The 25,570-nt window shown below is 71.0% G+C and carries 19 protein-coding genes; 15 read left to right on the top strand and 4 right to left on the bottom strand.

Features of this window, described 5'->3' with window-relative positions; translation table 11 throughout:
* Positions 1-13: 13 nt before the first annotated feature.
* Both AMYNI_RS0137305 and AMYNI_RS0137300 read right to left on the bottom strand, forming a co-directional pair.
* Complete coding sequence (locus AMYNI_RS0137305; protein ID WP_211225538.1) at positions 14-1,084, bottom strand: methyltransferase; 1,071 nt, start codon at positions 1,082-1,084, stop codon at positions 14-16.
* Positions 1,085-1,119: 35 nt separating this feature from the next.
* Positions 1,120-2,703, bottom strand: coding sequence for a class I adenylate-forming enzyme family protein (locus AMYNI_RS0137300; RefSeq protein WP_020673223.1), 1,584 nt, complete (start codon positions 2,701-2,703; stop codon positions 1,120-1,122).
* A gap of 160 nt (positions 2,704-2,863) precedes the next feature.
* Between AMYNI_RS0137300 and pdxR the strand changes: the two genes are divergently transcribed.
* The 14 genes from pdxR to AMYNI_RS0137230 all read left to right on the top strand — a co-directional run bounded on the left by pdxR (position 2,864) and on the right by AMYNI_RS0137230 (position 18,579).
* Positions 2,864-4,327 (top strand): MocR-like pyridoxine biosynthesis transcription factor PdxR, encoded by a 1,464-nt coding sequence (gene pdxR, locus AMYNI_RS0137295; RefSeq protein ID WP_026361407.1) that lies wholly within the window; start codon positions 2,864-2,866, stop codon positions 4,325-4,327.
* A 171-nt stretch (positions 4,328-4,498) separates the two neighbouring features.
* Complete coding sequence (locus AMYNI_RS0137290) at positions 4,499-6,082, top strand: amidohydrolase (protein WP_063713901.1); 1,584 nt, start codon at positions 4,499-4,501, stop codon at positions 6,080-6,082.
* Positions 6,079-6,291 carry a DUF3311 domain-containing protein gene (locus tag AMYNI_RS0137285; RefSeq protein WP_020673220.1) on the top strand — a complete coding sequence of 71 codons (213 nt, stop codon included), beginning with the start codon at positions 6,079-6,081 and terminating at the stop codon, positions 6,289-6,291. The genes AMYNI_RS0137290 and AMYNI_RS0137285 overlap by 4 nt, the downstream gene beginning before the upstream one ends.
* The gene (locus AMYNI_RS0137280; RefSeq protein ID WP_020673219.1) at positions 6,291-7,730 is read left to right on the top strand and encodes a sodium:solute symporter family protein; all 1,440 of its coding nucleotides are present in this window, start codon (positions 6,291-6,293) and stop codon (positions 7,728-7,730) included. Before AMYNI_RS0137285 ends, AMYNI_RS0137280 begins: the two co-directional genes overlap by 1 nt.
* 233 nt (positions 7,731-7,963) lie before the next feature.
* The gene (locus AMYNI_RS0137275) at positions 7,964-9,328 is read left to right on the top strand and encodes an aspartate aminotransferase family protein (protein ID WP_020673218.1); all 1,365 of its coding nucleotides are present in this window, start codon (positions 7,964-7,966) and stop codon (positions 9,326-9,328) included.
* A 324-nt stretch (positions 9,329-9,652) separates the two neighbouring features.
* Entirely contained in the window at positions 9,653-11,032 is a 1,380-nt protein-coding gene (locus AMYNI_RS0137270; RefSeq protein WP_051116620.1) for an amino acid permease, read from the top strand.
* Between the two features lie 39 nt (positions 11,033-11,071).
* Complete coding sequence (locus tag AMYNI_RS0137265; RefSeq protein ID WP_020673216.1) at positions 11,072-12,001, top strand: LysR substrate-binding domain-containing protein; 930 nt, start codon at positions 11,072-11,074, stop codon at positions 11,999-12,001.
* 112 nt (positions 12,002-12,113) lie between these two features.
* Entirely contained in the window at positions 12,114-12,704 is a 591-nt protein-coding gene (locus tag AMYNI_RS0137260; RefSeq protein ID WP_020673215.1) for a flavin reductase family protein, read from the top strand.
* Positions 12,701-14,164, top strand: coding sequence for a 4-hydroxyphenylacetate 3-hydroxylase family protein (locus tag AMYNI_RS0137255; protein WP_020673214.1), 1,464 nt, complete (start codon positions 12,701-12,703; stop codon positions 14,162-14,164). Before AMYNI_RS0137260 ends, AMYNI_RS0137255 begins: the two co-directional genes overlap by 4 nt.
* Positions 14,164-14,586 carry a RidA family protein gene (locus tag AMYNI_RS0137250; protein WP_020673213.1) on the top strand — a complete coding sequence of 141 codons (423 nt, stop codon included), beginning with the start codon at positions 14,164-14,166 and terminating at the stop codon, positions 14,584-14,586. The genes AMYNI_RS0137255 and AMYNI_RS0137250 overlap by 1 nt, the downstream gene beginning before the upstream one ends.
* Entirely contained in the window at positions 14,583-15,248 is a 666-nt protein-coding gene (locus AMYNI_RS0137245) for a DUF1028 domain-containing protein (protein WP_020673212.1), read from the top strand. The genes AMYNI_RS0137250 and AMYNI_RS0137245 overlap by 4 nt, the downstream gene beginning before the upstream one ends.
* Positions 15,248-16,393 (top strand): M20 family metallopeptidase, encoded by a 1,146-nt coding sequence (locus AMYNI_RS0137240; RefSeq protein ID WP_020673211.1) that lies wholly within the window; start codon positions 15,248-15,250, stop codon positions 16,391-16,393. The genes AMYNI_RS0137245 and AMYNI_RS0137240 overlap by 1 nt, the downstream gene beginning before the upstream one ends.
* Positions 16,390-17,190 (top strand): hypothetical protein, encoded by an 801-nt coding sequence (locus AMYNI_RS46320; RefSeq protein WP_169515803.1) that lies wholly within the window; start codon positions 16,390-16,392, stop codon positions 17,188-17,190. The genes AMYNI_RS0137240 and AMYNI_RS46320 overlap by 4 nt, the downstream gene beginning before the upstream one ends.
* 33 nt (positions 17,191-17,223) lie before the next feature.
* A complete protein-coding gene (locus tag AMYNI_RS0137230) occupies positions 17,224-18,579 on the top strand; it encodes an MFS transporter (protein ID WP_020673209.1) in 1,356 nt (451 codons plus the stop codon).
* A 1-nt stretch (position 18,580) separates the two neighbouring features.
* Here the strand turns inward: AMYNI_RS0137230 and AMYNI_RS0137225 are convergent, their stop codons facing one another.
* A complete protein-coding gene (locus tag AMYNI_RS0137225) occupies positions 18,581-21,040 on the bottom strand; it encodes a helix-turn-helix transcriptional regulator (protein WP_020673208.1) in 2,460 nt (819 codons plus the stop codon).
* A 238-nt stretch (positions 21,041-21,278) separates the two neighbouring features.
* Here AMYNI_RS0137225 and AMYNI_RS50625 point away from each other — a divergent pair, with 238 nt between their 5' ends.
* Positions 21,279-22,619 carry an IniB N-terminal domain-containing protein gene (locus AMYNI_RS50625; protein ID WP_026361406.1) on the top strand — a complete coding sequence of 447 codons (1,341 nt, stop codon included), beginning with the start codon at positions 21,279-21,281 and terminating at the stop codon, positions 22,617-22,619.
* Here AMYNI_RS50625 and AMYNI_RS0137215 read toward each other — a convergent pair.
* Positions 22,613-25,516 carry an AfsR/SARP family transcriptional regulator gene (locus AMYNI_RS0137215; RefSeq protein ID WP_020673207.1) on the bottom strand — a complete coding sequence of 968 codons (2,904 nt, stop codon included), beginning with the start codon at positions 25,514-25,516 and terminating at the stop codon, positions 22,613-22,615. The two genes, AMYNI_RS50625 and AMYNI_RS0137215, sit on opposite strands and share 7 nt — an antisense overlap.
* Positions 25,517-25,570 lie beyond the last annotated feature (54 nt).

The raw sequence follows: 25,570 nt of genomic DNA, 5'->3' as shown, positions 1-25,570 counted from the left end.
GAACCTCAGCCGGTCACGCGATCTTCGTCGCGCATACGATGCCGGGCAGCGGGATGACGTCCGACGGGATGTCGGCGGGGGCCTTGGCGACCGCCTTGGTCACCTCGAACCCGCACTCCTCCAGCCAGCTCTGGTACGTCGACAGCTTCTGCGCCCCGCCCTGGCCCATCGTGCAGCCGAGGAAGAAGGTCGGGAAGAAGTCCACTGTGTAGTAACCGGGGTCCTTGATGTCCTCCGGGTACACCGGGACCATGATGTTGACCTGCCCGCCGACTTCCAGCGACCGGTGCACGCCGTCGAGGATCTTGAACACCTCGTCCTTGTCGAACATGTCCAGGAAGTGCTTGATCAGCACGACGTCGAAGCCCTTGGGGATCTCCTCGAAGACGTCGCCGCCGATGAACGAGCAGTGCTCGGCCACGCCATGCGCCTGGAAGTTCTCCAGGCACTCCTTTTCCTTCTCCGGCAGGTCGAAAGTCGTCACGCGAAGGCCGGGCGACTTCTTCAGCTCATAGGTGTGAATCGCGCCGAGCCCGGTGTTCCCGGCGACGTCGAGTACCCGCGCTCCCGGCGGAATGTCGACGTGCTCGAAGAACCAGGGATCGATGCGGGCGGTGACGTTGTCCATCAGCTTCGACCAGGACTCGCGCAGATCCTGGTGCTCGGCCACGGCGCCATACAGGTTCCCGTCGAACCCGTAGAGCTCCTTCAGGCCGGCCAGCTTGCCGGTGCGCACGCTGTCGGTCAGGTAGAACACCTGCCGGAGCATCACGACCTTGATCAGGTTCATATACGCGAGCGCCCGCTGGAGGTCGCCCTTGTCGACGGCGGCGAGCGCGTCGAGGGAGTACCCGCCGGAACCTTCGTCGTACGCGACGAAGTCTTCTTTGACCATGAGGAACAGCAGCTGTTCCACGGCATCCGGCTTGACGCCGACCGCGTCGCCGAGCTTGGCCGCGGTCATCCCGGGGTTCTCCCGTAACGTGTCGATCAGGCCCAATTCGAAGCAGGACAGCAGGTTCATGAATCGCGCGGGTCCCACCATGTACTCGCGAAAACGCGCGAGAGTGGCTTCTGGGGTCATGGTGATGGTTCCTTCAGGTTGGTCGCGGGTGCGGGTCAAGCTCGTTCTTCCAGTTGTGCGGAGAGCCGGCGGGACAGTTCGATCCGCTGCACCTTCATCGTCGCGGTCCGCGGCAGCTCGGCCTGCGGGATCTGGATCGGGTCGGCAAGCTGCGGGAAGTCGGCGACGGCCGCGCGCCAGCGATCCCGGTCCAGCGGCTGGTCCTCGTTGGTGCAGACCACCGGGACCGGCTTGGCCGTCGGCCCGGACACCACGACCAGCTCGTTCAGCTCGTTCATCCTGCTCAGCACGAGATCCTCGATCTCGAGGCTGCTGCGCACCCCGGGGATCATGTCCACCTCGCGGTCGAGCATGTGCAGGCAGCCGAGCTTGCTGCGGTAGCCGACGTCGCCGGTGCGCCACCAGCCGTCGTTGAGGTTGGCGTCGTACCGCTCCCGCTCGCCGAAGTAGTCCGTCGCCAGGCCCTTCCACTGGACCTCGATGAAACCGGGATTCTTCTCGGAAGGCCGTTTCCCTTCCCGATTCACCACCCGAACCTTCGCGCAGCCCGGCATCGAGAAACCGACGCAGCGCCCGTCCGCCCGGTGCGCAGACCCGCGGAAGTAGGGCCGGCCGACCGCGGGGCCGACCTCGCTCTGCCCGTAGATCTGGAAGAACAGCGGCGCCCGCCGCTCGGACGACTTGAGCAGCCGGCTCATCGTCCTGGGGTGGATCGCGTCGAACGTGCTGCTGAAGTACTTCACCGACGCGAACGGCTTTCGCGGATCGTCGGCGAGCCCCTCCCATTCCATCAGCGAGTTGGGCAGCGCCTCGATGAATCCCGGGCGGTGCTTGAGGAAGAAGTCGGCGACCTTGCCGGAATCGGCCTCCCTCATCAGCAGCACCGGCATGGCCTGCATCAGGGCCAGCGCCATCGCCGCGAACATCCGCGAATGCACGAAGGAGATGTGGATCGCGACGGTCTCCTGCTTCCGCATCAGCGACAGCAGCCACCACTGCGGCCGGAGCCGGAGCCGCATGCTCTGCGCGGTGTGCACGACCAGTTTGGGCAGCCCGGTGGTGCCGGAAGTGTGCGTGATCATCGCGGGCTCCTGCGGCCCGCGGAACACCGGCTGGACCCGCGGGCTCCCGGCGAGTTCGGTGAGCGACGCGGCGCCCGGCCTGCTTCCGGCCACCACGATCACCCCCTTGGTCAGCTCCGCCACCGGCACGTCGGCCAGCACGTCGAGCTTGGCCGCGTCGGTGAGCAGATGCGGCCGGTCCAGCCTGCCGAGCAGGGCGCCGACGGTCGCGCCGTCCAGGGCGGGCGACAGCAGCACCGGAGTGGCTCCGATCCGCGACGCGGCGCTGGCGAGCACCCAGACATCGAAGTTGGCGGTCTTGTAGATCGCGGTGTGGTCGCCGGACCGGACCCCGGCCGCCGACAGCCTGCCGGCCAGGTCGTCCACGTGGTAGGCGAGCTCGGCCACCGTCAGCCGCCGTCCGGCCTCGGGGAGGACGTCCAGATCGTGGTCGAGCGTGAGCAGCGTCGAGCTGTTCCTGGCCGCGGCCGTTTCCGGCACGATGCCGAGATAGAGACCGTGCTTCCACCTCGAATCGTGGATCCTGAAGCCCTTCATCCAGACCTGCTCCCTTTACCGTGGTCGATGGAAGTGGCTCCAGCATCGACACCGGGACTTGGCTGGCACTGTTCGGCGGGTTGGCGCCGACTTGGCGGCCCGGGTTAGGCTCACCCACCGCAGCACGGACCGAGCCGCACCGGGCAGCTAGGAGCACACGTTGCCCAGAACGTTGATCGAAATCGACCGGTCGGCGCGGGAGCCGCTCTACCGGCAGGTGCGTCGCGCCATCGAACACGGCATCGCGGTCGGCACCTTCGACGTGCAGCACCGCCTGCCCAGCTCCCGGGAGCTGGCCGCCGAGCTCGGCGTCTCCCGCAACACGATCAACCTGGCCTACCAGGAACTGGTGGCCGAGGGGTACGTGGAGAGCAAGGAACGCAGCGGCCTGTTCGTCAACTCCGAGATGCGCCCGCACTGCGCGGTCCAGGAGCACGACACCGCCTCCCGCATCGACTGGTCGCGGCGGATGAGACGCCAGCCCGACGCCGGTGTCGCGCACGTCGAGAAGCGCGCCGACTGGCACACCTACCCGTACCCGTTCCTCGCCGGCCAGACCGACATCAGCGCGTTCCCCGCCCGCTCGTGGACCCGCTGCCTGCGCGACGCGCTCTACCAGCCGCACGTGTTCCACAGCCTGCAGGACAGCCTCGGCTCGGACGACCCGATGCTGGTGGAGATGATCTGCCGGCACCTGCTCACCGCACGCGGCATCGAGGCGGACCCGTCCGAGGTGCTGGTCACCGTCGGCTCGCAGCAGGGGCTGGACCTGCTCGGCCGGGTGCTGCTCGGCCCCGACCAGCGCGTGGCCATGGAGAACCCCGGCTACCTCGACGCCCGCCACATCTTCCTGCGCACCGGCGCCGCGGTACGGGGCATCGAGGTCGATCACCGCGGACTCCGGCCGCCGGACTCGCTGACCGGCACGGACCTGCTCTACCTCACCCCCAGTCACCACCACCCCAGCAACGTCACGCTGAGCATCAGCAGACGACGCCAGCTGCTCGCGCTGGCCGCCTCCGCCGGCACGGTGGTGGTCGAGGACGACTACGACAGCGAGTTCCGCTACCAGGGCAGCCCGACCCCGGCACTCAAGGCGCTGGACGACACCGGCGACGCGGTCTACCTCGGCACCTTCTCCAAGTTCCTCTCCCCCGGCCTGCGGCTCGGCTACCTGGTGGGACCCAGCGAGCTCGTGCGCGAGCTGCGGGAGGCCCGCCGTTACGTGCTGCGGCACCCACCGGGACATCTGCAACGCGCACTCGCCCTGCTGATCAGCGGCGGCGAGTACCACCGGTCGCTGCGGCGCTACCGGGGCAAGCTCAAGCGCAAGTGGGAGGCGGCCTGCGCGGCGGCGCAGGAGCACCTGCCCTGGCCGCAGGGACCGTATCCGCCCGGCGGGGTGAGCCTCTGGATGACCGGCCCGCCCGAGCTGGACTGCCGCGAGCTGGTCCGGCGGGCCGAGCGGGAAGGGATCCTGATCGAGCCGGGTGACATCTTCTTCCAGGACGAGAACGCCCCGCTCAACCACTTCAGGATCGGTTTCGCCGCGGTGGCGCAACGCTCGATCGAACCGGGTATCCGGCTGCTCGGCAAGGTCTGCGACGACCTGCTGACCCGCTGAACTGGTACCTCCCGCCCGACCGGTTCTGGCCCTTTCCAGCCGGCCTGCCGTGACGCACTGTCTTGAGCCAGGACAGCCGGCGAGCAGGAGGTTCTTGTGGAGCAGTTCCCTCGACGGGCCGAAGGGCGGCTGGCAGCGGACTTCGTCGCGCTCGGTGGCACCGTGCTCACCATGGACGGGGCGGGCACCCGCGCCGGTGCGCTAGCCGCACGGGACGGCCGGATCCTCGCGGTGGGGAACGACCGCGACATCACCGGCCTGATCGGACCGGACACCAGGGTGCTCGACCTGGCCGGCCGCACGGCGATCCCCGGCTTCGTGGAGTCGCACAACCATCCGGCCTTCTTCGGGATGACGCTGGCCGCCCCGGTGGACGCCGGCAGCCCGCCCAACGACACGATCGAAGACATCGTGGCGCGGGTCGCGCAGGCGGTGACCGATCGCGGCACTGGCGAATGGGTGCGCGGCTACCGCTACGACGACACCCTGCTCAAGGACAACCGGCATCCGGCGCGCTCGGACCTGGACCCGGTCTCCCCGCACAGCCCGGTGGTGCTCACCCATGTCTCCGGGCACTTCTGCGTGGCGAACTCGGCGGCGCTGCGGACTGTCGGGATCACCGCGGCCACCCCGGACCCGCCGGGCGGGCGGATCGCCAGGGACGAGCGCGGCGAGCCGACCGGCCTCCTGATCGAGACCGCGGCCTTCCTGGTCACCTCGCGCCTGCCGGGACAGGGGGCGGACGAGCTGGCCGAGGCCCTGCTGCTCGCCGACGAGGAGTACCTGGCGAACGGGGTGACCTCGGTGCACGACACCGGGGTGGGGCTGATCGGCGGGGCCGCTGAACTCGAGGCGTACCAGGCACTTCTGCGAGCCGGCAGGCTGCGGACCAGGATTCGCGGCTACCTGATCGACAACCTGGTGCCGGGCTTGGCCCAAGGCAGCCCCGAACGGCCGGACCTCACCGGCGCGGGGCCGCGGTTCACCATGGCCGGGGTGAAGATCATCGCCGACGGTTCGATCCAGGGCCGCACCGGATGCCTCGCGGAGGGCTACACCTGCGCTCCCGACGAGCACGGCATGATGCTGCTCGACCCGGCCGAGCTCAGCGGCCGGATCGCCGCACTGGACGCGGCGGGCTGGCAGGTCGCCGTGCACGGCAACGGGGACGCCGCGATCGAGGCCATCATCGACGGCTACACCCGGCTGGGCGCACCGGCGGGCACCGGGCGCCGCCACCGCATCGAGCACTGCCAGACCGTCCGCGAGGACCAGCTCGACCGGATGGCCGCGCACGACGTGCTGGCGTCGTTCTTCATCAAGCACGTGCACTACTGGGGTGACCGGCACCGCGACGTCTTCCTCGGACCGGAGCGGGCACGCCGGATCAGCCCGCTGGCCTCGGCCAGGGCCCGCGGAATCCACTTCGGACTGCACTCGGACACGCCGGTGACCCCGGTGCCGCCGCTGGAAGGCATCTGGTGCGCGGTGCGGCGCAGAACCCGCGACGGGCAGATCCTCGGGCCGGAACAGGCGGTGAACGTCGACGCCGCGCTGCGCGGTTACACGATCGACGCGGCGTACCTCGCCGGCGAGGAGGACAGCAAGGGCAGTCTGGAGGTCGGCAAACTGGCGGATCTGGCCGTGCTCTCCGAGGATCCCACCGCGGTGGACCTGGACCGTATTCGCGACCTGACGGTGGAGGCGACGGTCAGCGGCGGCGAGCTGGTCTGGGCGAGCGGCGGCGCCCGGTGATCCGGAGCTGGCCGAGTGTCCTCATCGGACTCGGCATTCCGGCCGCCGCGCTGCTCGTCGGCATCCCGCTGGTGTCCGGCATCCCGGCCTCGGTTTTCGGCATCCCGCTCGTCTTCTTCTGGGTGTTCTGCTGCTGCCCGCTGACCACCCTGTGCCTGTGGGTCAGCTGGCACTTCTTCGACCGTCGCCACTACCCCGAGGAGGACTGATGCTGATCGCGGTGGTGGGCGCGGTGATGGCCGCGTCGATCGGGCTGGCGGTGTGGGCGGGCCGGGGCACCCGCGGTGGCGGGATCTCCGAGTTCCTGGTCGGTGGGCGATCGTTCCCCGCCTGGCTGGTCTACTTCCTTGCCGTCGGCGAGGTCTACAGCATCGGCACCATGATCGGCTTCCCGAGCGGGATCTACGCGAACGGCGCGAGCTACGGCATCTGGTTCATCGGCTACATCCTGCTCGCCTACTCGCTCGGGTACTTCCTCGCTCCCCTGGTCTGGCGGGCCGCGAAACGGCACGGGGCGATGACCGTGCCGGACGTGTTCGGCAAGCACTACGACAGCCGGTCGCTCGAACTCATCACCTGCGTCACGATGCTGATCGCACTGGTTCCCTGGGGGCAGTACCAGTTCATCGGGCTGCAGGTGGTGCTGAGCAACCTCGGGCTGCACCTGAACCCGGTGCAGTGCGTGCTGCTCGCCGGGATCATCGCGTTCATCTACATCGCCGTCTCCGGCGTGCGCTCGCCGGCATTCGTTTCCATCCTCAAGGACGTGTTCATGCTGGTCGGCGTCGTGCTGGTGGGCGTCGCGGCGGTGTTCGCGGCGGGCGGCATGGCCAAGGTCAGCGGGCCGGAGGTGCTCACCGCCGCGCAGACCACGATGGGCGGCAACGCCCTGCTCTTCGCGATGACAACCATCGCGTTCCAGAGCGTGGTGTTCTACCTAGGTTTCGGTGGGGCGTATGTGTTCCCGGCCCGCTCCGAGCGGGCGGTGAAGACCTCCACCGTGTGGATGCCGCTGTACATGCTGATCTATCCGTTCCTGGTGTTCGCCGCCTACTACGGGGTCAGCGCGCACCCGGACCTGGCCAACCCGAACACGGTGTTCATGGTGACCGCCAAGGGTTTGCTGCCGGAATGGATGCTCGGACTGGTGGCCGCCGGCGCCGCGCTGTCCGGGGTGCTGGTGCTCGCCGCGACCGCGCTCTCCATCGGCGGGATGGTCTGCCGCAACCTGGCGCCGAACGTGTCCCCCAGCGCGCAGCGCCGGTGGACGGTGGTGGCGGTGGCGGGATTCCTGGTGCTCGCGGCGGTGCTCACGCTGGTCGCGTCCACCCTGATGCTCACCGTGCTGAACCTGACCTACAACCTGCTGGCGCAGGTGGTGCCCGGCTGGCTGGCGGTGCTGTTCGCCCGGCGGGTGCGGGCCTCGGCGGTGGCGGCCGGGATGGTCGCCGGTGTGCTGGCCGCGATCGTCCTGTACGCCACCGATGTCACCTTCGGCGGGATCAACCCCGGTGTGGTCTCCCTCGGGCTGAACCTGCTGGTGGTGTTCGGCTGGAGCAGGATCGCGCCCGGCCGCGAACGCCTTCCGGTGGCCCGCGGTACCGGCGACCGGGACGCGGTCGTGGCACGCGCGGCGGAACCGGTCTGAGATGGGGGCATGCTCCCATCGATCAGGTGCGGGTGTCCCGCAAGATTCTGAGATGGGGGCATGCGAGGCTTTTTGCGCATGCCCCCATCGATCGGGTGCGGGTGTCCCGCAAGATTCCGAGAGCCGGAATCCGGGCTGGTTCCATCGAACGGCGGCATTCTGGCTCTGGGCTGGGACCAGTGTTGTTGCGAAGGTCAAAGCATCCGGTTACCGCTTCGAAGGAGGTCGCCCCCGTGGATGTCGAACAGTTGCGCGCGAAAGCCCGCCGGCACCTTGGTCCGCATTTCACCCGCAAGGAAGCCTGGGCGAGCGAGTTCCCGGTCTTCGTCCGCGGCGAAGGAAGCTACCTCTTCGACACCGAGGGGCAACGTCACCTGGACGGCCTCGCCGGGCTGTTCTGCGTCAACATGGGGCACGGCAGGGCGGACATCGCGCGGGCGGCGAGCGACCAGGTCGGCACCCTCGCCTACGCCACCAACTGGGGTTCCGCGCATCCGCCCGCCATCGAAGCGGCCACGCTCATCGCCGAGCTGGCGCCGGGCGACCTCGGCACCACGTTCTTCGTCAACTCCGGCTCGGAGGCGGTGGAAACCGCGCTGAAGTTCGCCCGGCAGTACCACCGCAGCAAGGGCGCGCCCGCGCGGACGAAGATCATCAGCCGCCGGATGGCCTACCACGGAACGACTCTGGGTGCCCTGTCGGTCACCGCGCTGCCGAAGATCAAGGACCCGTTCGGGCCGCTGCTGCCCGGTGTCCGGCATGTGCCGAACACCCTCGGCCACGTCGGCGACTGCGGCCCCGCGTCCGAACTGGACTGCGTGCGGGCCATCGAAGCGACCATCCTGGAAGAAGGGCCGGAAACCATCGCCGCGGTGTTCGCGGAACCGGTGCAGAACGGCCGCGGCGCGCTCGTCCCGCCGGATGGTTACTGGCCGGCGCTGCGCGCGTTGTGCGACAAGTACGGGATCCTGCTCGTTTCCGACGAGGTGATCTGCTCGTTCGGGCGGCTCGGCCACTGGTTCGGGCACGGCCTCACCGGCGTCGTCCCCGACCTGATCACCTTCGCCAAGGGCTCCACCTCCGGGTACGCGCCGCTCGGCGGGATGATCGCGCGCGAACAGCTGGTGCAGGAACTCTTCGACTCGCCGCACGGTGGCACGTTCACGCACGGCGCCACCTGGGGCGGGCATCCGGTGTCCACCGCGGTCGCGGTGGCGAACATCAGCGCCATGCGGGACGAGAAGGTCCCGGAACACGTGCTTTCCGAGGGCCCCAGGCTCTTCAGCGCGCTCGAATCGCTCAAGGACGCGCACCGGTGCGTGAAGGACGTGCGCGGCACCGGGTTCTTCTACGCCGTCGAGCTGATGGCCGACCGCGACTCGGGCCGTGAATTCGACAGCGCCGAGTCGGCGAGGGTCTTGCGCGAAGTGCTGCCCGAGGCCTTCAAGCGGACGAAGGTCATCCTGCGCGGTGACGATCGCGGCGCCACGATGCTGATGATCTCGCCGCCGCTGGTCGCCGACCGCGAGGTCCTTTCCGAACTGCTGCACGGGGTGGACGCGATGCTCACCGACGTGGAAAAAGCCATCCAGCCCTAAGCCAGTGCGCCGAAACAACACAGCGGGGGCCGCCGAGCGATCGGCGGCCCCCGCTGCTTTCGTAGCGGAGCCAGCACTCCCGCGATGTGGTCGCACCAGGCGCGCCGAACTGGACCCTCGCATACTGACCAAACTGGCACTCGCATCAGGCCCAGGTTGTTCTTACGGTGACCGGAACCACACAGAGCAGCACAGCGAAACCCGAGCGCCGCCGCCGGTCCGGATCCCGCGAACCGGGCGGCCGCGCCAGAAGGAGGAAACGTGGGTTCTGCGTCGGAGGAGACCACGCCGAGCGGCTTGAAACCCGGCCTCAAGCAGCGGCACATGAACCTGATCGCGCTGGGCGGGGTGATCGGTGCCGGGCTGTTCGTCGGCAGCGGTGTCGTCATCCAGTCGGCCGGCCCGGCGGCGGTGATCTCCTTCTTGATCGCCGGGCTGATCACCGTGCTGATCATGCGCATGCTGGCCGAGATGACGGTCGCCAGGCCGGCACTGGGCTCGTTCTACGTGTACGCGAGGGAGGCGCTCGGCAACCGCGCCGGTTTCGCGGTCGGCTGGATGTACTGGTACTTCTTCGTCATCGTGGTGGCCGTGGAAGCGGTCGCCGGCGGCCGGATCCTGCAGCTGTGGCTGCCGGACGTTCCGCTGTGGATACTCAGCCTCGGCCTGCTGCTCGTGCTGACCGCGACGAATATGGTCTCCGCCAGGTCCTACGGCGAGTTCGAGTACTGGTTCTCCTCGATCAAGGTCGTCGCCATCGTGGTGTTCCTGGTCCTCGGCGCGCTCTACCTCTGCGGGTTCTGGCCCGGTGCGCACGGCGGGCTCGGGAACCTGGTGTCGCACGGCGGCTTCGCCCCGCTCGGGATCGGCGCGGTACTGGCCGCGGTGGTGCCCTGCATCGGTTTCTACACCGGCGCCGAGATCGTCACGATCGCCGCCGCCGAGTCCGCGGAGCCGAAGAGGGCGATCGCGAAGGCGATGCGGTCGATCATCCTCCGGGTGGTCTTCTTCTACGTCGGCTCCGTCTTCATCGTGGTCGCGGTGCAATCGTGGAACTCGCCCGAAACCGGCGTCAGCCCGTACGCGGCCGTGCTGGATGTGCTCGGAATCCCGGCGGTGGCCACCATCATGAACGGCATCGTGCTGACCGCCGTGCTGTCCTGTTTGAACTCCGCGCTGTACACGTCCTCGCGCATGCTGTTCGCGCTGACCCGGCACGGGGACGCGCCGCGGGCGTTCACCCGGCTCTCCCGCAGCGGCGTGCCGCGGCGCGCCATCATCGCGGGCACGCTGGCCGGGTACGTCTCGGTGATCGCCGCGTACACCTCGCCGGACCTGATCTTCCAGTTCCTGGTGAACTCCTACGGCGCCGTGGCGCTGTTCGTCTACCTCAGCATCGCGCTGGCCCAGGTGCGGCTGCGCAAACGGCTCGCCCGCGAGGACCCGGCCGCGCTGACGCTGAAGATGTGGCTGTTCCCGTGGCTCAGCTACGCCACCATCGCGCTGATGGCGACGGTCATCCTGGCGATGGCGTTCCTGCCATCCAGCCGCTCGCAGTTCTGGCTCAGCGCGGTGACCCTGGTGCTCATCCTGGTCGCCTACCAGTTCCGCAAGCGACGCGACCGGCAGGCCGACGCCGCGGTCCCGGACGACACACCGGTCCCGCCGATGGACGCGAAGGAGCCGACGCCGCCGCAACGGTGAGCGGCCCGGCCGTGGCGGGAGCAGAGCGGCCGAGGCAGGATGGCGCCGGTGAGCGAGCCTTCCTTCACCTTGGTTCAGCTGCGGTACTTCGAGGCGGCGGCCAGGCATCTGAGCATGACCGCCGCCGCCCGCGAGCTGGTGGTGTCGCAGTCGGCCGTGTCCACCGCGATCGCGCAGTTGGAGCGGGAGCTCGGCGTCCAGCTCCTGCTGCGCCACCACGCACGGGGGCTGAGCCTCACCACCGCGGGCCAGGCCTTCCACCAGCGCGTGCTCGGCTTCCTCGCGCACGGCGCCGAGCTGGTGGAGGCCGCCCGCCAGGCCGGGACCGAACTGGTCGGCCCGCTGACCGTCGGCTGCTTCACCACCCTCGCCCCCTTCCGGCTGCCCGGGCTGCTGGCCGAGTTCGAACACCGGCATCCCAGGGCGCAGGTGTCCGTCCGCGAGGGTGAGCACTCGGCGCTGAAGGCGGCGCTGCGGACCGGTGAGTGCGAGGTCGCCCTGCTCTACGGCTACGACCTCGACGACGACATCGACCGGCTGGTGGTGGACACCGCGCCGCCCTACGCGCTGGTGGGCGCCGGGCATCGACTCGCGGCACGGCCGGACGGCCAGGTGTCGCTGGCCGAGCTCGCCGACGAGCCCCTGGTGCTGCTCGACCTGCCGCACAGCCGGGAGTACCTGCAGTCCGTGCTGCGCGCCGCGGGCGTCGAACCCGAGGTGCGGCACCGCACCACCGGCTACGAAACGGTCCGGGCGCTGGTAGCGCACGGTCACGGGTTCGCCCTGCTCAACCAGCGGCCCCCGGCGGATATGACCTACGCGGGCGAGCGGGCGGTGCCGCTCATGCTGCGCGATCAGGTCGAGCCGCTGGAGATCGTGGTGGCCTGGATCCGCGGCGTCCGCCTCACCCGGCGCGCGCAGGCCTTCGCGGAGCTGTGTGAACGCCTTTATGCCAGCCGACCAGGCTAGATCTGAAGGTCAGATGCATTGGCGCAAAAACATCCGTTAGACAGATGACCTCGGTCGACCGCACGCTGATTCGGTGCTCGCGCTCACGAATCGAAGCGAAGGGACACCGACCATGTCGCAGGCCCGATCTTCGGCCGATCCCGCCGCCTTCACCGCGGCGATGGGCGGGCTGGCCACCGCGGTGACCGTCGTCGGGGCCGGGCACGACGCGGAACAGGCCGCCCAGACGGTGAGCGCCATGTGCTCGGTCTCGGCCGAACCGCCGATGCTCCTGGTCTGCCTGCACCGCCGCAGCCCGGTCAACAGGCTGATCGAACTCTCCGGCGGCTTCACCGTGAACGCGCTGGCGACCCGGCACGACCACGTGGCCGACACGTTCGCCGGCCGGCCGTGGCCAGGCAAGGACCGCTGGGACTTCAGCTGCGGGCACTGGGACACCTCCGCCGGCGCCCCCAGGCTGACCGACGCGCTCGTCTTCTTCGACTGCGAACTGCACTCCACCATCGCGGCCGGCACCCACTTCGTGCACCTCGGCGTTGTCCGCGAAGTCGCCGCGCAGGACGGCGTCCCACTGGTCTACGCGCGGCGGACCTACGCCGCCCCCGATCCGGTACCACCGTCGGTGTTCCCCGACTTCCCCGACGCCCATCCCGACAACCGCGGCACCGCCTGCCGCACCGAAGACAAGGAGACCTCCGCATGATCCGCACAGGCCGGCAGTACAAGGAGTCGCTGTCCCCCGACCGCGAGATCTGGGTGAACGGCGAGCGGGTCAAGGACGTCACCACCCACCCGATGTTCGCGCCGATCGTGGACATTCGGGCCCGGATCTACGACCTGGCGCACGAGGCGGCGACCCGAGACGTAATGTCCTATGTGGACGCTGAGACCGGCGAGCGCAACAGCGTCGCCACCAAGCTGCCGCTGACCCAGCAGGACTGGCACGACAAGCGGGCCGCCATCGACACCGTGCTCGACGCCGCCCGCGGCGTGGTGACCAGGGTCGGCGACGAGACCATCGGCGAGATGTGGTCGCTCTACGACGGCCAGGACGTGCTCGACGAGGTCGACCCGCGCTTCTCCGCGAACATCCGCCGCCACCTCGCGCGTGCGGTCACCGAGGACCCGTTCCACGTCTCGGCGAACACCGACCCCAAGGGCGACCGGTCCAAGCGGCCGCAGGACCAGGACCCCGACATGCTGCTGCACGTGGTCCGCGAGACCGACACCGGCATCGTGGTGCGCGGCGCCAAGTACGAGACCGCGGCCGCCTACGCCAACCAGGCCTTCACCAAGCCGACCATCGCCAACTGGGGCGACGCCGAGCTGTCGGACTACGCGGTCGGGTTCATCCTGGACATGAACGCCAAGGGCCTGAAGTACATCTGCCGCACCGGGTTCGCCGGTCGCGCCGGTGCCGAGGACTATCCGCTCTCCAACCGGGTGGACGAGGTGGACACCCTGGTGATCTTCGACGACGTCGAGATTCCATGGGAGGACGTGCTGTTCTACCGGCACACCAGGGCCGCCACCTTCATCCGCGCCACCCTGCACCGCTACTCGGCGCTGCCGTTCACCTACCGCAACCTGCGCCTGGCCGACCTGATGATCGGGGCCGCGCTGTGGAACGTGAAGCAGACCGGGCTCGAACGGCAGCAGGCGGTGCAGGAGAAACTGGCCCAGCTGGCCTGTTACCGCGAAGGCATCAACGCGCACCTCACCGCGGCGATCGCGATGGGCACGACCTCGCCGGGCGGGCTGCTGATGCCCGAGCAGTCGCTGCTCTACACCGGCCGCGTGCTGGCCACCACCCAGCTGCCGCAGATGATGCACCTCGCCCGCGAACTGTGCGGCGGCCAGATCTGCATCACCCCGGACGCGGCGAGCTTCGCCAACCCGGAAATCGCGCCGTGGCTGGAGAAGTACTACTCGATCAACGAGAACTGGGTCGCCGACGACCGGCGCAAGCTGCTCGCCTTCGCCCGCGACCTGCTCAACTCGGACTACGCCGGGCACCGGCTCACCTTCCAGCTCTTCGCCCAGTCGCCGCCGTTCGCCCACCTCGCCGCGGTGTACCGGAACTTCGACTGGAACGGCCCGCTGGACCTGGTCCGCGACGCCGCCGGCCTGTCCGACCGCGTGCCGGCCGGGGAGCGCCGCTGATGACCGTGCACAAGCGCATCCGCCCGTTCAACACCCGCGACACCTATCCCGAGCAGAACCTGGACAACGACCTGTGCCAGGCGGTCGTCGCGGGCGGCACGGTCTACGTCCGCGGCCAGATCGGCCAGGACCTCGACACCAGCGAGTCGGTGGGCATCGGCGACGCCGAGGCACAGGCCGAGCAGGCGATGGCCAACATCAAGACGCTGCTCGAAGAGGCCGGGAGCCGGCTCGAGCACCTGGTCAAGCTGACCATCTACCTGGTCGACCCCCGCTATCGCGAAGCCGTGTACCGCACCGTCGGCCGCTGGACCAAGGGCGTGCACCCCATCTCCACCGGACTGGTGGTCTCCGGCCTGGCCAGGCCCGAATGGCTGTGCGAGATCGACGCGATCGCGGTGATCCCCGAGGAGGAACGGTGACCTTCTCCCTGGTGGCCCGCGACGGCGAGCGGTTCGGCATCGCGGCCAGTTCGTCGAGTCCCGCCGTCGCGGCCAGGGTGGCGCACCTGCGCCCCGGCGTCGGCGCCGCGACCTCGCAGAACATCACCGACCCGCGGCTCGGCACCCGGCTGCTGGACCGGCTCACCGAGCACCGCGACGCCGAGCGCGCACTGTCCGATGTGGTCGGTTCCGCGCCCGACATCGAATACCGGCAGCTGACCGTGCTCGGCCGCACCGGCCCCGGCTTCGCCTACAGCGGCGGCCGCACCCTGGGCACGAACGGGGCGGCCACCGCAGACGGCGTGGTGGCGGCCGGCAACATGCTGGCCGGCCGGCACATTCCCGAAGTGCTCGTCGAGGCGTTCTCGTCGGCGACCGGCCAGCTCGAGGAACGCATGCTGGCCGCGCTCAAGGCGGCCGTCGCCGCGGGCGGCGAAGAGGGGCCGGTGCACTCGGCCGGGCTGGTGGTCGTGGCCGAGGTCGAATGGCGGGTGACCGACCTGCGGGTGGACTGGGCCGACGAGCCGATCGACCGGCTCGGCGACCTGCTCGACGTGTGGCTGCCCCAGCGCGACGACTACGTCAACCGCGGACTCAACCCGGCGGCGGCGCCGTCCTACGGCGTACCCGGTGACCTGTGATGACCTCGCTGAAGCAGGTCGCACGCGCGGAAATCGACCGGCACGCCGGCGAACTGGTCCGGCTGTCCGAGCGCCTGCACGCAAACCCGGAGACGGCATGGGAGGAATATCGGGCCGCGGCCGCGGTGCCCGAGTTGCTGGATCGGGCCGGGTTCGCGATGACCTCGTCCTACCTCGGCCTGGAGACGGCGTTCCTGGCCAGTGCCGGCAGCGGGCCGACCCGGATCGCGTTGTGCGCCGAGTACGACGCGCTGCCCGGGCTCGGCCACGCCTGCGGGCACAACCTGATCGCGGCCAGCTCGATCGGTGCCGCACTCGGCCTCGCCGCCATCGCGGACGACGCCGGGCTGACCGTGGAGGTCTACGGCACCCCGGCCGAGGAGGGCGGCGGCGGCAAGATCGAACTGCTCGACCGGGGCGCGTTCACCGGCGCGGACCTCGCGATGATGGTGCACCCGGCACCGGTGGACGTCGCGGAGGCACGGCCGTTCGCGGTCAGCCACTCGAAGATCTCCTACACCGGCCGCTCCGCGCACGCCGCGGCGTACCCGGAGGCCGGGATCAACGCGGCCGACGCGTTCACCGTCGCCCAGGTCGCGATCGGCCTGCTGCGCCAGCAGCTGCCCTCGTCGGCGCGGGTGCACGGCGTGGTGACCAAGGCGGGGGACGCGCCGAACGCGATTCCGGAGCACGCGTCCGGACGCTGGTACGTGCGGGCCGAGACGCTGGCCGAGCTGGCGGCGCTCGAACCGCGGGTGCTCCGAGCCTTCGAGGCCGGCGCGCTGGCCACCGGCTGCGACCTGGAGATCGAGCCGGAGAGCAAGCCCTACGCCGAGTTCCGCGCCGACGAGACGGCACTCGCGGCCTACCGGGCGAACGCGCGGGAACTCGGCCGGGAGTTCGCCCCGGCCGGGGCCGCGGCGAAGATGAACCGCGCCTCCACCGACATGGGGAACGTCTCCCAGGTGGTCCCGGCGATCCATCCGTACATCGGCATCGGCTCGCTGCCCGCCACCAATCACCAGCGCGAGTTCGCCGCGTTCTGCGTCGGCGGCACCGCCGAACGGGCCCTGCTGGACGGCGCGGTGGCGCTGGCTTGGACCGGCGCGGACCGGGCGGCCGAGCGGCGGGAGGCCGGGTCGTGACCCGATCGCTCGCCACCGTGGACGCGGCCGCCTGGCCGGTGCTGTGGACCGACCTGGACCAGATCCCGGACGGCCTCGGCCCCACCGTGCTGACCATCGGCCAGTTCGACGGAGTCCACTGCGGACACCAGAGCCTGCTGGCGGACGCCCGCGAGCGGGCCGCCGCCCTCGGCGTGCCGGCGGGTGCGGTCACGTTCGCGCGCCACCCGCTGCACCTGATCGCACCGGAGCGGGTGCCCGCCGTGCTGACCGAGCTCGACGACAAGGCGCGGCTGCTGCACCAGCACGGTATGCGGTTCGTGCTGGCCCTCCCGGTGACCGCCGAAATGCTCGGCACCTCGGCCGAGCGGTTCGCCGACGAGATACTGGCCGGCCGCCTGCGGGCCAGGTCGGTGACGACCGGACCCGACTTCCGCTACGGCGCCCGCGCCGCCGGGGACCCGCACACCCTGGCCGCACGGCTGCACCGCCACAACGCGGATGTGACCACAGTGGACACCGTGCTCCTCGACGGCGCACGCGTCTCGTCCACCCGGATCCGGCGCGAGATCGCCGCGGGCCGCACCGAGCAGGCGTGCCGACTGCTCGGCCGCCGCCACCGGGTGCCGGTCACCGCGACCGGCGGGGAGCACGTCCTGCCCTCCCCCGCCGCGGCCTGGCCGCGCCCCGGCCGGTACCGGGTGACCGTCACCGCCCGCGGAAGATCGGCCACCCATTTCGCCGTCGTAGCACCAACCTCCGCGCGCCTGACCGGCCTGTCCGCGCACCCGGGAGACCGCCTCACGCTCTCGTTCTGACCCCGCCGACCAGCCCAACCCGGGAGGACAACGATGTCCCGCCTTTCACCGCCGCCACCGCCCGCCACCGAGGTACCCGAGCCGCGCATCGACCCGGCGAGCCTGCGCCGGAGCGTGGCCGCCGGCGCGGTCGGCGTCTTCGTGCACTGGTTCGACTGGGCGGCCTACGCCTACCTGGCCAGCACCCTCGCCACGGTGTTCTTCCCCGCCGAGAACAGCACCGCCGGCCTGCTCGCGGTTTTCGGGGTGTTCGCGGTCTCGTTCGGTATCCGGCCCATCGGCGCGCTCGTGTTCGGCCCGCTCGGCGACCGGATCGGCCGCAAGCGGACGCTGTCCATCGTCATCTTCCTGATGTCGGGCGCCACCCTGGTGATCGGCCTGCTGCCCGGCTACTCCACCATCGGGATCGCGGCGCCGCTGCTGCTGGTGCTGCTGCGCCTGCTCCAGGGCTTCGCGGCGGGCGGCGAGTTCGGCAGCGCCGCCAGCTTCCTCGCCGAGTACGCACCTCGCCGTCGCCGCGGCTTCGGGGTGAGCTGGCTGGAAGTCGGCTCGCTGCTGGGTTTCCTGGCCGGTTCGTTCGTGTTCCTCCTGCTGTCGGTCGGGCTCAGCGAGGCACAGCTGACCTCGTGGGGATGGCGGATCCCGTTCCTGATCGCCGCGCCGCTCGGCGTGATCGGCTTCGTCATCCGGAACAAGATCGAGGACACGCCGGAGTACCGGGCGCTGGAGGCCACCGACAACCTCCCGCGCAGCCCGGTTCGCGAGCTGTTCCGCCACAACAGGAAGCAGCTGCTACAGGCCGCGGGCCTGATGACGATGATGCACGTGCCGTTCTACCTGGTGCTGACCTACCTGGTCACCTACCAGACCGACTACCTCGGCCACTCCGCCGGCAGCGCGGCACTGCTGTCCACAGTGGTCTCGCTGGCCGGGCTGGTGCTGGTGCCCGCCTTCGGCAGGCTGTCCGACCGGGTGGGCCGCAAGCCGGTACTGGTCGGGGCCGGGGTCGCACTCCTGGTGCTGGCGACACCCGCGTTCCTGCTGATGCGCACCGGGCTCGCCGGCACCTGGATCGCCGCGCTCGTGCTCGGCGTCGTCCTCGCCGCCATCCTGGGCACCTACGCGGTGTGGTCGGCCGAGATCTTCCCCACCCGCACCCGTCAGGGCGGCCTGTCCATCGCCTACAGCTTCACGGCCGCGATCTTCGCCGGCACCGTGCCCTACCTGATGACCGTGCTGATCTCGGCCACCGGCAGCACCCTGGTGCCCGGCCCCTACCTGATGGCCGCCGCCGTGCTCGGCCTTGCCGCCGCGCTCTCCCTTCGCGAGACCGCCGGTACCGCCCTGCTGCGGCCGGAAGACGTGACCGGCCAGCCAGTCCAGGAGTAGGTCACGCACCGAGCAGGGCCCGCAGCCGGGAAAGCAGTTCGCTCCGGCCGGTGGCGCCGAGCCGCTGGCGCATCCTGGCCATGTGGTGCTCCACGGTCTTCGCCGAGATGAACAGCCGCGCACCGACCTGCTTGTAGGTCAGGCCGTCCAGCACCAGCCGCGCGACCTGGCGCTCGCGCTCGCTGAGCGGGACCGCGCCGGGCGCATCGTCCACCTTCGCGCGCTCGGGCGCGGGAGATCCCTGCAGCAGCCGGGCACAGTCCAGCAGGGCCATCATCGCCTTGCGGTCCGAGGTGCGGATCGCCGCCTGCCCGGCCAGCCGGGCGCCGTCCCAGCACAGCCCGGCACCGTGCAGGCCGCGCGCGGCGGACTCCACCTCGCCAGGGTCCACCTCGCCGGCGAGCACCTTCAGCCAGCAGCCCGCGGCGGCCGACATCACCGCGTAGTAGCCACCGGCGGCGGCGTTGGCCGCCAGCGTGGCCGCATGCCGCCCGGCCTCCGCGGTCTGCTCGGCGATGATCGCCGCGTGCAGGCCGCTCCAGTGCAGCGGGGTGGCCCACAGCGGCGGGTCGCCCAGCGCGTGCAGCAGTTCCCCTGCCTGCGCCAGATGCGGAGCGAGCCGGTCGCGGTCACCGAGCCTGGCCGCGGCGACCGCGAACTCGCCGAACGCGAGGATGCTGAACAGATCGACCCGGTGCCGGATCACCGCCTCGCAGGCCTGCCCCCAGATCCGGCGCAGCGCGGGCAGGTCGCTGGTGCGGCGGGCAAGTCCCACCTCCAGCGCCACCGAGAACAGCCACTCCCTCGGCTCCAGCTCCGGCCCCGCCGCGGCCAGCCGCGCACCGGCCAGCGCCGTCTCACCCCGGACCATGGCGATCCAGGCCAGCAGCAGCCGGTGCCTGGCGACCAGTGACCCAGTACCGGTCCGGCTCTGGACCGCGCGTTCCAGCAGCGGCTCCGCGACCGCGAGTTCGCCGCCGTGCAGGGCGACCAGCGCGGCCAGCGCCGCGGGACTGTCCGGCAGCAGGGTGCACCGGCCGACCGGTTCCAGCATCTCGGCCGAGCTGACCAAAGTGGACAGTGCGCTGGTCGGTTCGCCGGTGACCGATTCCAATACCCCGCGCGCGGCGGCGGAGAGGGCACCGGAAAGCAGGGTCGGTGGTTCGCGCTCGGTGTCCACAGTGGATTTGTCCAGCACCAGGGCCGCCTCGTCGAGCCGCCCGGTGCCGACCAGGCCGATCGCCGCGAATGCCCGCGAACGCGCGCCTCCGGACCACTGGTGCAGCTCCGCGCTGCGGGCCAGCTGGCCGCGATGAGCCAGCGCGGTGGCCGCGACCCTGGCGGCACCGGCGCGGTCGGGCGCCTCGGCCGTGGCGATCACCTGGTCGGCCACCCGCAGCGCGGTGTCGAGGTCACCGGAGAGGGCGGCGGCCTCGGCCCAGCGCGCGCCGAGCGCGGTCACCGGAATCCCAGCCGACACCGCCGCGTCGAACAGCCGCGCGGCCAGCGCCGGATCCGTCGGCAGCGCCTCCTTCGCGGCCGCCTCGAACGCCCGGCCGGCACTCGCCCCGCCGAGCCCGAGGTCCAGCCACGGCCGGACCAGGTCCAGCACCGGGCCACCGCCCGCGAGCCGGAGCTCGGCCAGCCGGCCGCGCAACGCGGCCCGTCGCTCGGCCGGTACCAACGAGCGGAGCGCCGCACCACCGAGTGGCAGCAGGGTGCCGTCCGGCCCGAACAGCCCGGTCGCACGCGCCGCGTCGATCACCTCGCCCAGGTCGTCCGGCCGTCGTTCGAGCAGTGCCCCCACCAGCTCCACGTCCATCGCGGCACCGGCCTCGGCGGCGAGCAGGAAGCGGAGGGTGTCCGGCTCGACCCGGTCCAGCTCCTGGCCGAGGCCGGCGAGCGCGGCAGCGGGCGGCTCCAGCCGGTCCCCCAGCGCACTCACCACCCGGTGCACGAGGCCAGGTACCCCGCCGGTCTGCGCGCGCACGAACTCGGCGGTCCCGACGGGCAGTCGCCCGGCCGCGGCCAGGTACTCCTCGATCTGCGCCTGGTCGAACCGGCGCAGCACGATCTGCCCCCGAAGCCGGCCGAGCAACTCGCCGAGCAGGGCGGGCCGAGGCCGCGGCCGGGCGGTGACCACCAGCCCGAACCGGTCGTCGCCGGCCAGCCGGATCAGCTCGCCCAGCGCGGCGTCGCCGAGCGCGTGCGCGTCGTCCACCAGCACCACGGCGGGCTCGTCGATCCGCTCCGAACCGGGCTGGCCGAACCGGAGCACCGGCGGCCCCTCGCCGGCATGGGCAGCGGCGAGGTGGTCGAGGAGTGCGGTCTTGCCGTATTCACCGGGTGCCACCACCGCGAGGCGTACCGAGGCGAGGCCACCACGTGCGATGGCGTCGCACAGCTGCCTCGTCGGTTCGTCCAGGATCAGTTCCGGTGGAGCGGCTACGCGCTGGCTCAAGGGGCGGTTCCTTCGGGGTCTCCTCGTCGGGTGTCGCTCTTCCTACCAAAAGCCGGCCCCCACGGGACCACCCCGAACCGTTAGCCCGGGCCGCCCCTAATCCCCTAATCGGTGGGTCATCTTCACCCCCTTCCGGGTCCCATCGCAACTGGGAGTGATCCCCGATGTACCCGAGGGGCCGGGGTTCCTAGCGTGGTCGCAGCGTCCCGCACCCCTTTTCGCTAGGAGATTTCAGTTGATGCACACAGAGCAGACCCTGCACGACTTCGTGCTCAACCTGCTGACCGACGAGTCCGCTAGGTCCGCGTTTTCCGCCGACCCCGCCGCCTGCCTCGCCGACGCGGGTCTGCACGACGTCACCGCCCAGGACGTGCAGGAGGTCATCCCGCTGGTGATCGACTACGCCCCGGCCGGGGTCGAGTCGCTCGAAGCCGGACTGGCCGGCCTACCGGGCGCGGACTCCACCGGCAGCGCGATCTCCCAGCTCCAGGCCGTCGCGGCGGCCGCGGGTGACGAGGGCGCGCCTTCGGTCACCGTCGAGCTGCCTGGCTCGTTCGACGGCGCGTTCTCCGGTGACTCCCCGGTCGGCTCGTTCGCCGGCGCCGCCAGCGGCTCGGCCGAGGGCGTCACCGCCGCCGGCGCGTTCGTCAGCGACTACGCCACCGGCGAGAGCAGCGCGACCGCCGGTACCGACGGCGCTTCGAGCAGCTTCGTCACCGACTCCGAGTTCGGCAGCTTCGCCGCGGCCGGCGCCGGGTCGACCGAAGGCGCCGCCGGTGCGAGCACCTTCACCAGCGACTACGCCAGCGGCGAGGGCGCTTTCGTTGCTGACACCAGCGGTGCCGCCGCAGAGGTCGCCGGTGAGTCCCCGGTCGGCAGCTTCGCCGCCGGCGGCGAAGGTTCCCTCGACGGGTTCAACGGGTCACTGGAGTTCGCCGGCACGGCGACCTCTTTCGAGGGCAGCGCCGAGGGCGGCCTCGAAGGCTTCACCGCCGGTGGCGGCTCGCAGTCTCCGCTCGGCGACAACGGCTTCGAGATCGACGGCACGCCGGAGGACATCTCGGCCGGCACGGTGGCCGGCTACGTCTCCGACGGCGGGGACCTGCTCGCGGGCGGTGCCGCTGCCGGCGCCGGCACCCTGGGCGGCTACCTGACCGGTGCGGGCGCGGCCCCGGTCGCGGAGCCCGCCGGCACCGTCGCGAACGAGCTGGCCGGACAGGTGCCGGGGGCACCGAGCCTGCCCGCCCCGGAACTGCCGACCCTGCCGACCCTGTCGACCCTGCCGTCCGAGCTGCCGCACCTGCCGGAGGCACCCTCCCTGCCCGAGGCGCCGTCCCTGCCCACCCTACCGACCGACGACCTCCCCACGGAGCTGCCGACGCTGCCGTCCGAGCTGCCGCACCTGCCGGTGGCCAACCCGCTGCCGGACGTGGCCGACCTGCCGGACCTTGGCGAACTGCCCACCTCCGACCCGGCCGGCGACGTGGTGAGCGGCAGCCCGCTCGGTGAGCTGGCCGGCGACCACGCCGCCCTGCCCGACGCCACCGACCTGCCGGGTGACCTGGACTTCGGTCACTGATTCCGGCCATTGATCCGGTGCGCGTGCCCGGCCCCGTGCGGGTCGGGCACGCGCACCGGATCGACGAGGTTCAGTTCGGCCAGCGCATCCGCGATACCGGCCTCATCTCCCGAAGTGCGGCTCTTGGCCATGGCGCGATTCAGGTGGTGCCTCGCGGTTTCGCGATCCCCTAGCTGGCGAGCGGCCAGCGCCAACCCGGTTTCGGCGCGGATCTCGCCACAAGGGTAGGACCGTTCGGCCGAGATGAGCCGCGCGCGCTCGTACAGTTCCTCGGACCGCGCGGGGTTCTCGCCCAAAGCGGCCTGGCCGAGCCAGGTCAACGTCTCGACCACCTCGGTCCACAGCCCGAGTTCTTCGGCCACCAGCAGCCCTTCGCGGCGCAGCCGCTCCGCACGCGCGTGATCTCCGTCGAGCTCGGCCACCAGCGCCAGCGAGCCGGTCGCCCGAAGCCGACCCCAGCGGTCCCCGAGCTCCTGGAACAGGGCGGCGCCCAGTTCCGCGTCGGCCCGCGACCGGAGATAGCCGACGCGCTCGACCAATGCCGCGGCTTCGCCCCAGCGGTCCAGGTTGGCGCGGGCGACGGCCAGGCTTTCCTCCACCAGGCGTTGCCCCTCCGCGTCGCGGCCGACGCCGAGCAAGCCGGTGCCGAGGAACCACTGCGCCCGTGCCTGCGCCCCCGGATCGTCGATACCGGCCGTCAGTTCGTCGTAGTCGTAGGAGCGGTCGGCGGCGGTGCGCAGCTCGATTCCGGCCAGCCAAGCCCGCGCCATCGCGCGAGAAGCCGGAAAGGCGCTGTCGTCGAGCTCTAGTGACGCGTGGAAGGACCGACGGGCCTCGGTCAGCCGGCCGCGCAGGAACCAGTACCAGGCCATCGCGTTCACCAGCCGCAGTACGTGTTCGGCGCCGACTTCATCGTGTTCGCCAACCGCGATCTCAAGCGCTCGACGCAGGTTCACCGTCTCGGCGTCCAACCGTTCCAGATACCGGCCCTGCTCCGGGCCGCGCAGTCGCTCATCCGACTCCTCGGCCAGTTCGGTGTAGCACCGCACGAACGACTCCCGGACCGCGCCCAGTTCACCGGCTTCGGCAAGGCGTTCGGCGCTGTACGCGGCGACGGACTCCAGCAAGCGGAAACGCCCCGCCTGACGGACTACCAGCGATCGGTCCACCAGCCGCGACAGCAGGTCGGCCACCTGCCCGGCGGGCAGATCGTCGCCCGCGCAGACGGCCTCGGCGGACTCCAGAGTGCAGCCGTCCACGTGCACGGCCAGCCGTCGGAGCACGATGCGTTCACCCGCGGTCAGCAGTTCCCAGCTCCAGTCGAGCATCCCCCGTAAGGTCTGCTGCCGTTCCGGCCGCCCACCGCCACGTCCGGTGGGCAGGGTGAACCGGTGGTCGAGGCATTCGGCGAGCTGGGCCGGGGTCAGCGTCCGGAGCCGGGAGGCCACCAGCTCGAGCGCCAGCGGGATTCCGTCCAGCCGGCGGCAGATCGCGGAAACGGCACGTGCGTTGCCCTCGTCCAGGGTGAAGCCGGGGACGGCGGCGGCCGCCCGTGCCACGAACAGCTCGACGGCGCTGGAACGGGCGACCACCGCCGGATCGCCACCGGCGGGGCCGGTTTGGTCCGGCAGCGCCAGCGGCGGTACCTGCCGCACCACCTCACCGGGAATGTCCAGCGTCTCCTGGCTGGTGACCAGCAGCCGCGCCTCGGGCACCCTCGCCAGGAAGGTGTCGGCCAGCGCGGCGACCGCCGCCACCACGTGCTCGCAGTTGTCCAGCACGAGCAGCAGGCTCTTTTCGGCCACGGCCTGGCAGAGCCAGCCCACCAGGTCGGTCAGATCCGGCTCCGTCGCCGCGGTGTCGCAAAGCCCCATCACCTCGATCACCCGCTCGGCGATGGCGTGCTGGGTCGACGCGCGGCCAAGGCCGGCCAGCTCCACCAGCCACACCCCGTCCGGGAACCGCCCGGCCATCTCGCCGGCCGCGGCCGTCGCGAGCCGCGTCTTGCCGACTCCGCCGAGACCGGTCAGCGTCACCAGCCGGGTGTCCGGCGCGGAACTCACCGTCGCTCGCAGCTGATCGACCGCGTCCTGCCTGCCGATCAGCGCGGCCAGCGGAGTGGGCAGGTTGGTGCGGCAAGACGGCCGTCGCGTGCCGGCGGGAGCCGCCAGGCCGGGTTCCTGGCGCAGCATCGCTTCGTGCAGCGCGGTCACCTCCGGCCCCGGGCTCACCCCCAGCTCCACCGACAGCCGACGCCGCAGATCCTGGAAGCAGTGCAGCGCCTCGCCCTGCCGCCCGGCCCGGTACAGCGCGCGCATCTGGACCATGCGCAGCCGTTCCCGGAGCGGCTGCCGCGCGACCAGCTCGCCCAACTCCGTGGCCAGCGCGGAGTACTCCCCCAGTTCCAGGCGCACCTCGGCCTGCTCCTCGACAACCGTGAGCCGTAGTTCTTCCAAGCGGGCAACTTCGCCGCGGGCGAACATCGCCTCGGCGACGTCGGCGTAAGCAGGTCCTCGCCACAGCGCCATCGCTTCGGCGAACAGACCTCCCTTCGCCGTCGGCTCCTCGCTCGCACGAGCACGCTCGGCCAGTTCCTGAAACCGCGCCGCATCGATCGCGTCGTCGTCCAGCAGCAGCCGGTAACCGGCCGGTTCGCGGACCACCCGCTCCCGACCCAGCACGCGTCGCAACTGGGAAACCTTGGTCTGCAACGCATTCGCCGAACCGCCCGGCGGGCGACCTGCCCAGAGGTCCTCGATCAGCCGGTCGGCCGGCACCGGCCTGCCGCCGTGGATCAGCAGGTTCGCCAGCAGGGCGCGCACCTTCGCTTCGGGGACCTTGACCTGTCGCCCGCCGCTGTCCCAGACGACCAGTGGGCCGAGCACCCCGTAACGCACCGGCCCAGCTTATCGCCGGCTGATCATCAGGAAACCGTGCGAACCACTCGGCAT

Source organism: Amycolatopsis nigrescens CSC17Ta-90 (assembly GCF_000384315.1).
In the GTDB taxonomy this organism is placed as follows: domain Bacteria; phylum Actinomycetota; class Actinomycetes; order Mycobacteriales; family Pseudonocardiaceae; genus Amycolatopsis; species Amycolatopsis nigrescens.
The sequence above is the reverse complement of the archived record's forward strand: the minus strand, read 5'-3'. Positions and strand labels throughout refer to the sequence as shown.